Consider the following 14,630-nt stretch of genomic DNA (forward strand, 5'->3'; position numbering starts at 1 on the left):
CAATTCCTTTTACTGTTCATTACTCCACTTTGGCATTCTTCACATCAAGCCCACCTGTAGGGTTTACTAGCACACCGCTCACATTTGAACGTACACCATATACAACTTCATCTACCCCTAAGAAAATCCAAGGTGTATCTTGATAAACGATTTCCTGTAATTTTTCATATAATTCAGCTTGGCGATCTACATCTGAAATGGAGTTAGCTTCATCCATTAATTGATCTGCCTCCGTGTTATGATAGTAAGCTGTATTTGCACCATTCGGTGGGAATGATACGCTATGGAAAAGAGGCTTTGTTGCATTCGTTATATCCGAAGCATACGCTGACCAACTCACATACCACATTTGTAATTTCGCATCATCTGGTGTTTGTGCACCATAGATTTCGTCTGATAAAGTTCCTTCTTCCATCGATTTAATTTCTACTTTTACACCGATTTGACCTAACTGTTGTTGAATAAACTGCATACCCTTCATCGTATCCGAGTTCGTGTTCCCCCAGATTTCAATATCGAAACCATCTGGATAGCCTGCCTCAGCCAATAATTCTTTTGCCTTTTCAATATTGTGTTCATACATTTTTTGCTGCTTATAATAAACGGTTTTGGAAGGAATAATAGAGTCTAATGGTAAACCAAGCCCTGCATTCACCACTTTTAAATAAGCATCCTTGTCCACGGCGTAGTTAAAGGCTTGTCGAACTTTAATATCATCCAAAGGTTTTTATAGGTATTTAATGAAACGTAATGGGCAATTGTAGAAGGAACCTTATTTACCTCTACATCTTTACTATTAGAAAGCTCATCAATATTTTGTGCTGGCACTGGATAGATAACCTGAGCATCGCCCGCTTTAGCATCGCTACGCGCGAGCCGTTTTCTGGCACTGGTTTATAGGTGATTTTAGCAACACGTTCTCCACCATCCCAATAGCCATCAAAGTTTTCAATTGTTAAATGGTCTCCTTGTACCCATTCAACAAATTTATATGGTCCTGTACCAACAGGTTTTTTAGGTATGTCTGCTGAATTTTCTTTAATCATTTTTGGACTAATCATTTTGGCAACTCCGAAACGTGTAATCATTGGTCCATATGGTTCTTTTAAAGTAACTTTAATTTCATAGTCGCCTAGGATTTCAACAGCGCTGATTAAGCTAAAACCACGAGAATATAAACGTAAGCTTTCATCATTCATGATTCGTTCAATGTTGACCTTTACAGCTTCAGCATTAAACTGCTCCCCGTCATGAAAAGTAACTCCTTCTTTAAGTTTGAATGTATAGACTAGCGCGTCTTCACTAATTGAATAGTCATCTGCTAGAACCTTAATAATTTGACCATCTGCATTAAAGCCTAACAATCCTTCTAGCATTGTCTCCTGTACAGAACTCGAATTCGTATCCCCTGTGTTATGTGGATCCATTGAAATAAAGTTTTCATTTACAGCGATAACAAGTTCATTTTTTGAACTAGCTGTACCTGAATCTGTAGTAGACTTGTCCCCAGTATTTGATGCGTTAGAATTGTCTTTCTCTGCGCATGCTGCTAAAAGCAACGTACATAGAATTACAAAAACCAATTTTTAACATAATTCATCTCATCTACTCCCTTTGTAAAAATCTATAAGAATATTTCTTAAAACTTAAATTAAGAAATATAATTACCAAAAAACATTTATTTTCTCCACTGATGAAAATAAGTAGGCAAAAAATAAACTATATTTTCTTACGATTAGACAATTCAATTCAGGAAAAATTGCTCCCTCAACTATCACAATTGCTTTTAATCAGAAAGTATAGTTCAAAATACAAGGTGTATTTATTCCACTGCTGAAAATAAATGATTAAAAAAATATTCCCTCTCAGGACATTTTTATTATCAGAAAATTAATTATTTTTTAACAACTATAAACTATGAAATCTATTATTTCCACTATTTTTTAAATAAATTTCAGAATTTTATAATTATTTTTATAGAACTATAATAATTATCCCTAGAATTTTTGTTGCCTCAAAGGCCAATAATAAAAGTTCTAAAAGCCCTTATTACATGGCTTTTAGAACCTACATGAATAGTTGCTATAGCGTATTTATACTATTCACAACCACATTTAGTATGCGGTCAAGATCTTCTTGTGCAATATTAAGTGGTGGTGATAACGTTAAGACATTATTAAACCCTGCTACAGTAGCTCCATTTTTCCCAATGATGACCCCTTGCCCTTTACATGCTGCAATGACAGCATTCACTTTCTCCACAGGTAAAGGTTCTTTCGAAACTTTATCTACCACTAATTCAATTCCAATCAATAAGCCTTTGCCTCGTACATCTCCTACATTTGGGTGAGGCTGTAATTCTTGTTGCAGTGTTTTTAGTGTTGCTGCACCAATTTCCTTGGAACGGTCAAATAAAGCCTCTTGCTCAAGAATCTCAATATTTTTTAATGCGACTGCACATGCCACCGGTGAGCCACCGAATGTATTTACATGGCGGAAATAGCCGTATGCATCTGATCCAGTAAACGCCTCATATATTTCACGCTTTACCGCTGTAGCTGATAATGGTAAATAGGCACTTGTAATTCCTTTGGCCATTGTAATAATATCAGGCTTTACACCATAATTCATAAATCCAAATGGCTTCCCTGTACGACCAAAGCCACAAATAACCTCATCCACAATCATTAAAGCGCCGTGTTTTTTGCATACTTCTTCAATACCTTTTAAATAGTTTTCTGGAGGCATAATGACACCCCCACCTGTAATAATAGGCTCTAAGATCATTGCTGCAATTGTATCGCTCAGCTCCCATGTCATCGTTTTGTCTACGGCCCTTACACTCGCTAAATCTAATGGCGCAATAGTCTCACTTTCATGCTCACGATATTGATCAGGTGGTGCAACATGGATAAAGCCAGGTGATAGAGGCTCATATTTATATTTACGCTCCGCCTGCCCTGTTGCCGCTAATGCACCGAAGGAATTCCCATGATAAGCACGGTAGCGAGAGACGATTTTATAGCGCGAGCTTTGTCCTTTTTGCTGATGGTATTGTCGAGCTATTTTAAAAGCTGTTTCATTCGCTTCTGAACCACTGTTAGAGAAGAAAATAACATAATCTCCACCAAGCATTTCATTAAGTTTTTCGGCTAGTTCCACGGCTGGTAAATGTCCCTGAGATAAAGGTGCATAAGCATTTTTCATCATTTGTTCATGGGCTGCATCCGCTAATTCTTTACGACCATAGCCAACATTGACACACCATAGCCCAGCCATCGCATCAATATATTCCACACCATCTGTATCAGTAATTCTTGCACCATCAGATTTCTCTACTACATACGTGGCTTGTGGATTATAGGGTTTCATCGAATGCCATACATATTGCTCATCCTTTGCTAATACATCACTTTTAAGATTGATCTGCGTCATCGCCAAACACCCCTCATTATTATTTTAGTTTTTCGCATCGTTATTACTTGGGAACGCAAAGGAGCTTGCTGTATCCTCTGTCTCATCGGGCCAACGTTCAGAAATCGTTTTTGCCTTTGTAAAGAACCTCGCCTGATCTGGACCAAACATATGCCCTTCACCAAACTTAGAGCGTTTCCACCCACCAAAGTTATGATAGCCAACTGGGATTGGGATTGGCACATTTACCCCTACCATACCCACCTCTATTTCTTCTTGGAATTTACGCGCTGCCGCACCACTGCTTGTAAACATTGTGACACCATTGCCAAGCTCATGATCATTTATTAAATCAATAGCCTCTTGTAGTGAATCAACCCCTACTACAATACGTGCTGGACCAAAGACCTCCTCTTTGAAGATCGTCATTTCTGGTGTGACATGATTAAGTAATGTAGGACCAAGATAAAAACCATTTGACGATTCACATACTTTTGGATTTCTTCCGTCGATGACAAGATTCGCTCCTTCACTGACTGCCCCATCGATATAACGTATAATCGTTTCCTTTGATTGTTTAGTGATAACAGGACCAAAATCGACGTCTTGCTCTGTAAAAGGCCCTACCTTTAGTTCGGAAATTTTATTTTTCAATATTTCCGTAAATCGTTGCTCCGTATCCTTCCCTACAACGAGTGCACCAGAAATAGCCATGCAACGCTGAGATGCTGCGCCATATGCTGCTCCTAAAAAGGCATTTGCTGTCTGTTCTAAATTGGCATCAGGCATAACAATCATAAAGTTCTTTCCACCACCAAATGCAGCGACTCGTTTATTGTGCTTTGTCCCAGTTTGATAGATATATTCAGCAACAGGCGTTGAGCCAACAAATGAAATTGCTTGAATCTCTTTATTTTCTAATAGTTCATCGACTGCCTCTTTATCTCCATTAACCACTGTCCAAATACCGTCTGGTAGACCTGCCTCTTTCCATAATTGGCTCAAATATAATGCTGAAATAGGTACACGTTCAGATGGCTTTAGAATAACTGCATTTCCTACCGCAACAGCCATACTTGTAATAGCCAGTGGTACCATAACAGGGAAATTAAATGGTGCAATGGTTGCTACTACACCAAGAGGCGATTTGGCAGAAAAAGCATTAATATTTCCACCTACATTGACGGAATACTCTCCTTTTAGCATTTGTGGGGCACTGATCGCCATATCCACAGATTCAATACCACGAACAATTTCACCTTTCGCATCTTCCTTAGTTTTTCCACTCTCTTGGCAAATCACATTGATAAGTTCTTCCTGTCTTTCTACTAACAGCTGACGGAAACGATGTAGCACTTCTACCCGCTTCCCAATTGATGTTTTTTTCCATGCTGGAAAGGCTTCCTTAGCTAACTGAATAGCATGCTTTACCTCGGCTCTTGAAGCAAGGGGTACTCTTGCAATAACCTCACCTGTTGACGGATTATATACTTCAGAGAATCTGTTACTTGTACCTGCTACCTCTTCTCCTTTGATAAAATGTGTTAGCGTTTTCATTTCTTGTTGAACTGTCATAATTGACCACTCCTTTTTTTCGTCTTATTGTTCAAAATCAAACTTGTCTTTTGTGAAAAGGGAACTTGATTCATCGGCTTGTTTGATCACCTTTTTCTTTTGAGTCAGCATATAGAAAATCATCACAATGGCCACAATAACGCATGTAAATAAAATTTGTGAGCGCATAGACTCTATAAAGAACATCGCAATGAGTAATGCTGTTGTTGCTACTATTGTTAAATATGTTAAATATGGAAATAGCCACATTTTCACCTTTAATAGCTCTGGATTTTCTTGCTCAATCTTCCGTCGCATTCTTAACTGTGAAAAGGCAATGATTAAATAAAGAATCAACGTAATAGCACTACAAGAACTTAATAAAAACATAAATACTTTATCTGGCGACACATAGTTCATAATGACCGCAATATATGAGAAAAATGTTGCGGCAAGTATGGCATTAACAGGTGCACCATTTTTATTTAATTTTAAAAATGCCTTTGGTGCTTCTCCTTTTTCCGCTAAAGAAAATACCATTCTTGATGTAGCATATAGTGCTGAATTTAGGCATGATAATACAGCAGTTAAAACAACAAAATTCATAATTTGTGCGGCTGCAGGAATACCAATATAATCAAGTACCGCTACATAAGGACTTGTTAAAATATCTGAGGAATGCCAAGGCAATAGCGTCACTACAACTGCAATAGAGCCTACATAGAAAATTAAAATACGCCAAGTAATAGAATTGGTAGCTTTTGTGACAGCGGCTAACGGTTCATCCGATTCACCAGCAGCAATCGCAACGATTTCTGTCCCCATAAATGAAAAAATAACGATAACGACACCCATTAGAACAGCGCCAAAACCATTTGGTAAAAAACCACCCTGTTCAACTAAATTGGTCATACCAACAGCATTAAAGTTTGGAGCAATACCAAAGATAATAAAAGCACCAAGACCTAGAAAAACGACTATACTTGCAACCTTAATAAGAGAGAACCAATACTCAAACTCACCAAAAGCTTTGACAGAAAGAACATTTGTTAATGTAAGTGCTACAGTTAATAACAGACTTAAAAGCCATAAAGGAATCCCATCGTACCAATATTGAATAATGGCAGCTGCTGCTGTTGCCTCTAAAGCAATAGCAATCACCCAGAAAAACCAGTACAACCATCCAATCATAAAACCTGCCCACGGACCAATGGCTTCATGTGCATAGTGAGCAAACGATCCACTCGTTGGATTGACTGCCGCCATCTCACCTAGCATACGCATAACTAATACAACGATAATTCCTGCAAATATATACGATAAAATTGCCCCTGGACCAGCTAGGTTAATGACCGAGCCACTCCCCATAAATAGTCCAGCACCGATTACACCGGCAATCGCAATCATCGTCATATGCCGCTTCTTTAATCCTCTTTGTAAATGCGTTTGTTGCCCCATATCTGTCACCTCTTTTAGTAGATTGCTTGATCGCTTACAAAAATCTTACATCTTTCATAACGTTGAAGTAATAGACAAACTGTAAAATTCTATACTTTTGTTTTATACATAATGTAAAATAGACTAAATATTCTTAAAATAATTTTTAAACGATTTTATGAGTAAATTTTTAGCGCCAAGCAGAAATTATTGAATTCCAACCACAGACACGCATGTCAAAAGGAGGGGCAAAAATGAGCCCATTTCAACTAAAAGTACTAGACGTTTTACAGAATAAATATTTTCAAAATGCAGAGGTAGTTGCAGGTCATGAGGGATTAACAAGGAGCGTTAAATGGGCACATGTACTAGAAATCATACATGTTGATAATTTTTTAGTTGGTGAAGAGTTAGTATTAACTACAGGGCTTAGTCTCCAACATAGTATTGAGGACTTTGTATCCTTTATAGAAGCCATCATTCAAAAAAATTGTGCAGCACTTTGTATTGAATATGGCACCTCTATTCAAGCAGTACCTGAAGCGATTTTAACACTTGCCAACCGCCACCAGTTTCCTATTATTGTTTTCCATGAAGCAGTTCCTTTTGTTCGTATTACACAGGATTTACATAGTCAAATTATCAATCAGCAATATCTATTGATTTCTTCACTAGAAGCTTACTCACAAACATTGAACAAAAATGCAGTATTGGGACAAAATACGGACGATATTTTACAAAATATGTTTAATGAATTGAAAATACAAATTATGTTTTCCATTAAGGGAAGAGAACCTGTCTTTTTCCCGAATATGGCTCATAAAAAGCGGCAGCAATTCCTAACATTGAATACATCGTCTCAGCAATTTAAACATGAGCCTATTTTTCTATTTGATCAACATTATGCCGATTTATCAATTTATCGAGAAGATGGGCTTTTCTCCGAATTTGAATTATTAATATTAGATCGCACGGCAACAGCGTTGGCACAGCTTTTAATGCGAGAGTTCTATATTGAGGAAAAAAAGAATATTGAGGATGCTTCGATTTTAGCTGATTGGATTGATCAAAAACTATCTAAGGAGGAAATCTATAAATTTATCGTTACACATTATACTAACTATACACAATCCAGTGGCACTGTCTTTATTTTGGCTTCTCCTAATACCTTGACAAAGGCACAGGAGGATGTAGTCTATAGTAAGCTTTATTATCGTAATCTCTTTGAGCAACATGGCTTTATTCCATTTTTATTTGAAAGAAAAAGCTATGTTATTTTTATTTTACTGCATACAAAAGATAGTAAAGCCATTCGTGATATGTTAAACAACATGTTTTCCTCTTTGGTCAAAACTGAATTTTATAAAAAGCAGCAGGCACAAGGTTATCAGATAGCTATTGGGAAGGTCGTTTGTGATGTGGATAAAATTCCTAAAAGCTATCAAACTGCACTGGAAACCTTATATATTTGTCGAAAAGTACAAACGTCCTCGTTCTTTTATGATGATCTGCATTTATATCATTTAATCTATAAATTACAAATGCAGGTGGATTTACAGGAAGTGATTTACGACTATTTACAGCCCGTTATTGAATACGATGAAAAATATAATAGTAAGCTTCTCGAAACATTGCAGGTGTATTTACAAACAAATGGCTCTAAACAGCAAACAGCGAATCAATTGTTTATTGTTCGTCAAACACTCTATCACCGCTTAAAAAAGCTTGAAAGTTTACTTGGTAAAAATTTTATGAACGGGCATAACCGCATTACACTTGAATTTATGCTACTAGCCAATTCATTAATCGAGGATAAGAGCTAGAAAAAAGTTGGCACGCTTAAAAGGTTAACTCCCCTCCTAAGCGTGCCCTTTATTACCCTTTCACAACTACATCGTGATACAGTCCTGGTCTACGATCATCGTAAACAGGAATTCTTCCACGTACTTCATCGACAATAGAAAAGTCTACATCGATCACTGCTACTTCCTCATCCTCAGCACCTACCCATAATACTTCTCCCCAAGGCTGAATAATCATAGACTGCCCATTAAAATTTTCTACCTTTTTCGAAATACGATTTACTGCAATGACAAAGCATTGATTTTCAATTGCACGAGCCTGTAGCAACGTTTTCCAATGGTCAATCCTTGGAGTTGGCCACTGCGCTGGTACAAATAATACCTTTGCTCCTTGTAATGCATGTGCACGTAACCATTCTGGGAAGCGAATATCATAGCAAATGACACCAGCAGCTTCAATATCATCTAAAGCAAAACGATTCATTTCATCCCCTGCTTCCAAGTAAAGATGCTCGTCCATTAAACGGAAAAGATGTGCCTTGCTATATTCCCCAACAAGTTCTCCATTACGATCAAAGGTATACATCGTATTATAAAATTTATCGCCTTTCTTTGTTGAAACAGAGCCCCCTACAATATGTACATCAAGTTCCTTAGCAAGTTTAGCCAAAAAGGCCTTTGTCCGCTCACCATTGATATCTGCTAGCTCAGGCAGTTTCTCTAAAGCATAGCCTGTATTCCACATTTCAGGTAACACTATGATTTCTGCCCCATTTTTTGCAGCTTCACGAATCTTATCCTCGGCACGTTCAAAATTTTCTTCAACTTTGCCAAAGCCAACATTTAATTGAATACAACCGATTTTCATCTCTATTCCTCCTCTAGACAATTAACAGAAAAAGTAATACTATTTGCTTCATATTCTTCAATAATAATTATTATATTCTGAAAAAGGTGATCATGCATGGAATTCTCTAAAAAACTACAGCAACTACCCACTCAATTTTTTGCAGCACTCGTTCAAAAAGTAAACTTGGCTCTAGAAGAAGGGCGTGATGTCATTAACCTTGGGCAAGGAAATCCCGATCAGCCAACGCCTATTCACATCATTCAAGCATTACAGGAAGCAGCTGAAAATCCTCAAAACCACAAATATTCACCATTTAGAGGTCTCGCTGAATTACGCCAAGCTGCTGCGGACTTTTATCAACGTGAATATCAGGTAGAACTAAATCCAGATACAGAGGTAGCGATTCTTGGTGGAACAAAAATTGGTCTAGTTGAGCTACCTTTAGCTGTGTTAAACCCTGGTGACACGATGCTCTTACCAGATCCTGGCTATCCAGATTACCTATCAGGTGTTGTACTAGGAGACGTCAATTTTGAAGTAATGCCCCTTTTTGCTGAAAATGATTTCTTACCTGATTATCATGCATTACCTGATGAAGTGAAAGAAAAAGCAAAGCTTCTTTACTTAAATTACCCGAACAACCCTACAGGTGGTACAGCATCACTTGCGTTTTTTGAAGAGACCGTTCGCTTTGCGAAGGAGCACAATATTATCGTATCACATGATTTTGCTTATGGGGCAATAGGATTTGACGGTAATAAACCAGTTAGCTTCCTTCAAGCAAAGGGTGCAAAAGAAGTAGGAGTTGAAATGTATACATTATCGAAAACCTATAATATGGCTGGCTGGCGTATAGGCTTCGCTGTAGGGAATGCCGAGATTATTGCTGCTATTAATCTAATCCAGGATCATCTGTTTTGTAGTCAATTCCCTGCCATTCAACAAGCCGCAGCAGTAGCACTGACGGCTTCCCAACAATGTGCATGTGAACTACGAGCTACTTATGAGCGTCGCCGCAATGTACTCATTGAAGAAGCTCGAAGAATTGGCTGGCATGTTACGGCTCCAAAAGGCTCCTTCTTCGCATGGCTCCCTGTACCATTAGGCTATACAAGTGAACAGTTTGCTGATCTTTTGCTCGAAAAAGCTGATATCGCTGTAGCAGCAGGTAATGGCTTCGGTCAATATGGTGAAGGCTATGTTCGCGTAGGATTGCTGGTTAGTGAGGAGCGCTTACGTGAAGCAATCCATAGAATCGAGCAATTACAATTGTTTAAAAGATAATGACGCCATATCCTGTAGCTATCCCTAGCTACAGGATTATTACTATTATTCAATTTTCCTTGGTTGCCCTAAACCATTTTCTAATGGATAAAATTGAACATGACCTGTTTCATCATCCCATTTTCGAATATGTTGAATCCCTTGTACCTCTGCCAACACGATATCAGCAGTAATAACAGGGTTGCCCCCTTTTATTAAATGCCCACCTGATACAACACCCCATTGATCGCTCATAGAACCATGGAAATGTGTCTCATATCCACCATCTCGCTTACACACCACACCTGAACCTTGAATAAATTCTAATGGTCCCTCTTTTTCAATCACATCACTAAAACGAACTTGAATTTGAACTGTTGCATCTGGCACTAAATAAACAAAGCTACTTTTTTGAAAGCTGCCAATACAGCTTACAATTGTTGCTGACTCTATACTATTCTCTTCGCAAAGCGCTTCAATCCCTTCAATGATATCTGTTCCCGTTAGAAAACGAGCACTAATAACCTTACCAAATGAACCTATACCATAATTAACTCTTACAGACATTGTTATCCCTCTTTTGCGTCGAAATATTATAATTATATAAAAAATTTAAAAATTATTTATTGACTTACTATACCCTATAAATTATATTAGTTCTATCGGAATTACAAAAAAATATTATAAATCTCTTATCAAGAGTAGCTGAGGGACTGGCCCTATGAAGCTCGGCAACCTCCTTTTTAAAGGAAGGTGCTAAATCCTGCAAACGATCTTCGTTTGATAGATAAGAGAGGACATCTTTTCATGAGCCTCTCTTAATTTGTAAGAGAGTTTTTTTATTTTCAAAAAACCGATAAAAACAATCTTGGAGGTATTTTCATGAAAAAGAAAAATAAATTTTTAGTAGGTTTAGCAAGTTTAACATTAGTAGCGGCTTTAGCAGGCTGTGGCTCTAAAGAAGATAGTAAAAGCCAAGCTGAAGGAATTGATGAAAAGAAAATCGTTGTAGGCGTCACTTCTGGTCCACACGAACAAATTGCAGAAGTAGCCGCTAAAGTAGCAAAAGAAAATGGGCTAAAAGTTGAACTAAAATCATTTTCTGACTATGTTTTACCTAATACATCCTTAGCTGAAGGTGATCTTGATGCGAACAGCTATCAACACGAGCCTTTCCTAGATACATTTAATAAAGACCATGATACAGATTTAGTACCAGTGGGCAAGACGATTTTAAATCCAATGGGTATCTACTCTGAAAAATATAAATCCTTTGATGACATTCCTGACGGTGCAACGTTTGGCCTACCAAATGACCCAACGAATGGAGCACGTGCCCTCTTTGTTTTACAGGAAGCTGGCTATATTAAGTTAAAAGAGGGTGCAGACTTAACAGCCTCGATCCGTGATGTAGAAGAAAACATAAAGAATTTAAAATTCATTGAATTAGAGGCAGCTCAAATTCCTAAACAACTTAGTGAAGTAGATGTAGCAGCTATTAATACAAACTTTGCACTAGAGGCTGGCATTAACCCTAAAGATGACTCTATTTTATTGGAATCTACTGATTCTCCATACGTGAACTATATTGTTGTACGTGCTGAAAATGAAAATGATCCAACAATTAAAAAGTTCGTTGAGGCTTACCAATCTGACGAAGTGCGTCAATTCATCGAAGAGGAATTCAAAGGTTCTGTAATCCCTAGCTGGTAATATGTTCAGAAAGCTTCTATAAAGCCGAAGAATCTGCTGAAATTCCCCAATGGGAAGACGAGCAGATTCTTGCTTTTTAGAAGGTTGAGAAAGGAGCAAACAATCGCATGATTCAATTACAAAATATCTCAAAAGAATTTAAATCGAAAAAAGGCATCATAAAAGCTGTGGATGGCATCAACCTTCACGTAAAAAGGGGACAAATTCATGGTGTAATCGGCTATAGTGGTGCTGGTAAAAGTACACTCATTCGTTGCGTTAATCTACTAGAACGTCCTACAGCAGGAAAAGTAGTGATAGACAATGTAGACATTACGACCCTTTCTCTTCACGAATTACGTCAAACACGCCAAAAAATCGGGATGATCTTCCAGCACTTTAATCTCTTAAAAACAGCAACAGTTTACAATAATATTGCAGTTCCCTTAAAGCTACTAGGCTATAAAGAGGCGGAAGTAAAAAACCGAGTAGCTAAGTATGCTGAAATTGTCGGTTTAACAGATAAACTAGATAGTTACCCAAATCAACTTTCAGGTGGTCAAAAACAGCGTGTGGCTATTGCACGTGCCTTAGCACAGGAACCAGAGATTTTACTTAGTGACGAAGCAACAAGTGCACTTGATCCTGAGACAACGGAAGCCATTCTTGAATTGTTGTTAAAAATTAATCGTGAATTAGGCATTACGATTCTGCTCATCACACATGAAATGAATGTAATTCAAAAAATTTGCGATGAGGTTTCTGTTCTAGAATCAGGGAAAGTTGTGGAATTTGGCACAGCGATTGAACTTTTTGCGAAACCGAAGCACCCTACAACGCGAAAGTTTTTGAATACAATTTCACAACGTAATTTATCCCCTTCTCTTATTGAGCAATTAAATGTTTCAGGAAGTGTAATCCGTTTAACATTCCTTGGTGAAAGTACTGGTAAGCCATTATTAGCAGAAGTCACTAAGGTATATGATGTGCAACCAAATATTTTAACAGCTAATATTATTGAATTAAAAAACGGTATTGTCGGCAATATTGTGGTGCATTTACATGGCGAAACGCAGATTGTCCAAAAGGCGTTAACGTATTTTTCAGAAAATGGCGTGGCAGTGGAAGAATTAGGAGGTGCGTTCAATGAGTAGTATCCAAAGCTTCTTTACAGATTGGTCAGATGTTATTGGCAAAGCAATTATCGAAACATTTCAAATGGTCGGAATTTCATTATTTTTCTCCATTCTGATTGGCATTCCATTAGGGCTATTAATCGTTTTAACACGACCAGGACAATCCTTTGAAAATAAATTTTTCTATCAGTTTTTTAATCTATTTATCAATATTGTTCGCTCTGTTCCATTTATCATTTTACTATTCTTCATCTTACCTTTTACCAAGTTAATTGTAGGTACAACAATTGGTGTTAAAGGTGTAATCGTTCCACTAGTTGTTTACACAGCTCCTTATATTGCACGACTGATGGAGTCTGCGCTTTTAGAAGTGGATTCCGGAGTAGTAGAAGCCTACACAGCCATGGGTATTAAACGTCGCCATATCATTTGGCATGTCCTATTACGTGAAGCGCGACCATCTATTATTTTAGGCTTAACAATTGCCACAATAGGATTAATTGGTGCAACAGCAATGGCAGGAATGGTTGGTGCTGGCGGTTTAGGTGACCTTGCCTATCGTTATGGTCATTTGCGCTATGAGGTTGATGTGATGTATGCAACTGTCTTTATCTTAATCATCCTTGTGCAGAGCATTCAATCCATTGGTAACCGCTTCGCCGCGAAGTTGAAAAAAGATTAAGAGGAGAATGAAGATGACAAACGAAATTTATGTAGAGAAAAATGGCTATATTGCAACGTTAGTATTAAACCGCCCGGATAAACGGAATTCTTTATCAAGGGCAATGTTTCAAGCCATAGTAGACCAACTAGAGCTGCTCCGTATAGATTCTTCCATCAAACTTTTAATTGTTCGCGGTGTCAATGAAGTAGCCTTTTCTTCCGGTGCAGATATTAGCGAGTTTTTAGATGTTCGTTATGCTACAGACAATGCTAAAGCCTATAATGAATTGGCTCTAAAGGCGATCGATGCTCTCTATAAATTTCCACACCCGACAATTGCTATGATTCAGGGCTTAGCAATTGGTGGTGGCTTAGAGTTAGCAAATGCTTGTGATTTTAGAATAGCAACGCCTAAGAGTAAGCTAGGCATTACCGCTGCAAACATAGGTATTGTCTATAATTTAGAAAGCACGAAACGTCTCATCAATATTGTTGGTGTCGCTAAGGCAAAGGAAATTTTGTACACAGCAACTATTTTTACAGCTGAAGAAGGAAAAAATATTGGTTTAATCACGGCCCTACACGAACCAGAGGAAATTGATGAGGCGACATTGCAATTCGCTGAACATTTATTAAGTAAATCATCCATTGCAAACGCAGGCATCAAAAAAATTATCCAAGCAATTGTTGATGGTGAAATTGAAGAAAACGATGAGCTGGCACAGTTAGTTTTGGATTCATTTAGTTCAGACGATTATAACGAAGGTATTCAAGCCTTTTTAAATAAAAGAAAGCCTATTTTCAATAAATAAGTGAGGT

General features: G+C 37.7%; 11 protein-coding genes, 1 pseudogene and 1 riboswitch. Of the genes and pseudogenes, 6 read left to right on the forward strand and 6 right to left on the reverse strand.

All coding sequences use genetic code 11. The annotated features are described in order from the left end of the window. Positions 1–19: 19 nt before the first annotated feature. From HXV90_RS23520 to HXV90_RS13070, 4 genes and pseudogenes are all read right to left on the reverse strand, one after another. Positions 20–1,600, reverse strand: a pseudogene (locus HXV90_RS23520) (glutathione ABC transporter substrate-binding protein). Positions 1,601–2,082: 482 nt separating this feature from the next. After that, a complete protein-coding gene (locus HXV90_RS13060) occupies positions 2,083–3,435 on the reverse strand; it encodes an aspartate aminotransferase family protein (protein WP_269897374.1) in 1,353 nt (450 codons plus the stop codon). Positions 3,436–3,459: 24 nt separating this feature from the next. Continuing rightward, the gene (locus tag HXV90_RS13065) at positions 3,460–4,989 is read right to left on the reverse strand and encodes a CoA-acylating methylmalonate-semialdehyde dehydrogenase (protein WP_269897375.1); all 1,530 of its coding nucleotides are present in this window, start codon (positions 4,987–4,989) and stop codon (positions 3,460–3,462) included. Positions 4,990–5,013: 24 nt separating this feature from the next. After that, a complete protein-coding gene (locus tag HXV90_RS13070; protein WP_048393384.1) occupies positions 5,014–6,426 on the reverse strand; it encodes an amino acid permease in 1,413 nt (470 codons plus the stop codon). A 233-nt stretch (positions 6,427–6,659) separates the two neighbouring features. On the opposite strand from HXV90_RS13070, the gene HXV90_RS13075 reads away from it, so the two are divergent. Further along, entirely contained in the window at positions 6,660–8,228 is a 1,569-nt protein-coding gene (locus HXV90_RS13075; protein ID WP_269897376.1) for a PucR family transcriptional regulator, read from the forward strand. 52 nt (positions 8,229–8,280) lie between these two features. Here the strand turns inward: HXV90_RS13075 and HXV90_RS13080 are convergent, their stop codons facing one another. After that, positions 8,281–9,075: a carbon-nitrogen family hydrolase gene (locus HXV90_RS13080; protein WP_048393380.1), complete on the reverse strand. Its 795-nt coding sequence runs from the start codon at positions 9,073–9,075 to the stop codon at positions 8,281–8,283. A 96-nt stretch (positions 9,076–9,171) separates the two neighbouring features. Between HXV90_RS13080 and HXV90_RS13085 the strand changes: the two genes are divergently transcribed. Then, positions 9,172–10,341, forward strand: a complete 1,170-nt coding sequence (locus HXV90_RS13085; RefSeq protein WP_269897377.1) for a pyridoxal phosphate-dependent aminotransferase — start codon at positions 9,172–9,174, stop codon at positions 10,339–10,341. A gap of 45 nt (positions 10,342–10,386) precedes the next feature. Here the strand turns inward: HXV90_RS13085 and HXV90_RS13090 are convergent, their stop codons facing one another. Then, on the reverse strand, positions 10,387–10,887 hold the full coding sequence (locus HXV90_RS13090; protein ID WP_269897378.1) for a PPC domain-containing DNA-binding protein: 501 nt from the start codon (positions 10,885–10,887) through the stop codon (positions 10,387–10,389). A gap of 122 nt (positions 10,888–11,009) precedes the next feature. Continuing rightward, a riboswitch (SAM riboswitch) is annotated at positions 11,010–11,114 on the forward strand. Between the two features lie 88 nt (positions 11,115–11,202). On the opposite strand from HXV90_RS13090, the gene HXV90_RS13095 reads away from it, so the two are divergent. The 4 genes from HXV90_RS13095 (at position 11,203) to HXV90_RS13110 (ending at position 14,623) form a co-directional block, all read left to right on the forward strand. Beyond that, complete coding sequence (locus HXV90_RS13095; protein WP_269897379.1) at positions 11,203–12,033, forward strand: MetQ/NlpA family ABC transporter substrate-binding protein; 831 nt, start codon at positions 11,203–11,205, stop codon at positions 12,031–12,033. A 107-nt stretch (positions 12,034–12,140) separates the two neighbouring features. Further along, positions 12,141–13,166: a methionine ABC transporter ATP-binding protein gene (locus HXV90_RS13100; protein ID WP_115674319.1), complete on the forward strand. Its 1,026-nt coding sequence runs from the start codon at positions 12,141–12,143 to the stop codon at positions 13,164–13,166. Then, positions 13,159–13,830 carry a methionine ABC transporter permease gene (locus HXV90_RS13105; RefSeq protein WP_048393370.1) on the forward strand — a complete coding sequence of 224 codons (672 nt, stop codon included), beginning with the start codon at positions 13,159–13,161 and terminating at the stop codon, positions 13,828–13,830. The genes HXV90_RS13100 and HXV90_RS13105 overlap by 8 nt, the downstream gene beginning before the upstream one ends. Before the next feature lie 13 nt (positions 13,831–13,843). Further along, complete coding sequence (locus tag HXV90_RS13110) at positions 13,844–14,623, forward strand: enoyl-CoA hydratase/isomerase family protein (RefSeq protein WP_048393368.1); 780 nt, start codon at positions 13,844–13,846, stop codon at positions 14,621–14,623. Positions 14,624–14,630 lie beyond the last annotated feature (7 nt).

The organism is Lysinibacillus sp. JK80 (assembly GCF_027557635.1).
In the GTDB taxonomy this organism is placed as follows: Bacteria; Bacillota; Bacilli; order Bacillales_A; family Planococcaceae; genus Lysinibacillus; species Lysinibacillus capsici.

What these genes read in the sequence shown, in the direction of transcription:
- HXV90_RS13060 (WP_269897374.1), bottom strand. Translation starts at nt 3,435, where the DNA reads ATGACGCAGATCAATCTTAAAAGTGATGTATTAGCAAAGGATGAGCAA.
- HXV90_RS13065 (WP_269897375.1), bottom strand. Translation starts at nt 4,989, where the DNA reads ATGACAGTTCAACAAGAAATGAAAACGCTAACACATTTTATCAAAGGA.
- HXV90_RS13070 (WP_048393384.1), bottom strand. Translation starts at nt 6,426, where the DNA reads ATGGGGCAACAAACGCATTTACAAAGAGGATTAAAGAAGCGGCATATG.
- HXV90_RS13075 (WP_269897376.1), top strand. Translation starts at nt 6,660, where the DNA reads ATGAGCCCATTTCAACTAAAAGTACTAGACGTTTTACAGAATAAATAT.
- HXV90_RS13080 (WP_048393380.1), bottom strand. Translation starts at nt 9,075, where the DNA reads ATGAAAATCGGTTGTATTCAATTAAATGTTGGCTTTGGCAAAGTTGAA.
- HXV90_RS13085 (WP_269897377.1), top strand. Translation starts at nt 9,172, where the DNA reads ATGGAATTCTCTAAAAAACTACAGCAACTACCCACTCAATTTTTTGCA.
- HXV90_RS13090 (WP_269897378.1), bottom strand. Translation starts at nt 10,887, where the DNA reads ATGTCTGTAAGAGTTAATTATGGTATAGGTTCATTTGGTAAGGTTATT.
- HXV90_RS13095 (WP_269897379.1), top strand. Translation starts at nt 11,203, where the DNA reads ATGAAAAAGAAAAATAAATTTTTAGTAGGTTTAGCAAGTTTAACATTA.
- HXV90_RS13100 (WP_115674319.1), top strand. Translation starts at nt 12,141, where the DNA reads ATGATTCAATTACAAAATATCTCAAAAGAATTTAAATCGAAAAAAGGC.
- HXV90_RS13105 (WP_048393370.1), top strand. Translation starts at nt 13,159, where the DNA reads ATGAGTAGTATCCAAAGCTTCTTTACAGATTGGTCAGATGTTATTGGC.
- HXV90_RS13110 (WP_048393368.1), top strand. Translation starts at nt 13,844, where the DNA reads ATGACAAACGAAATTTATGTAGAGAAAAATGGCTATATTGCAACGTTA.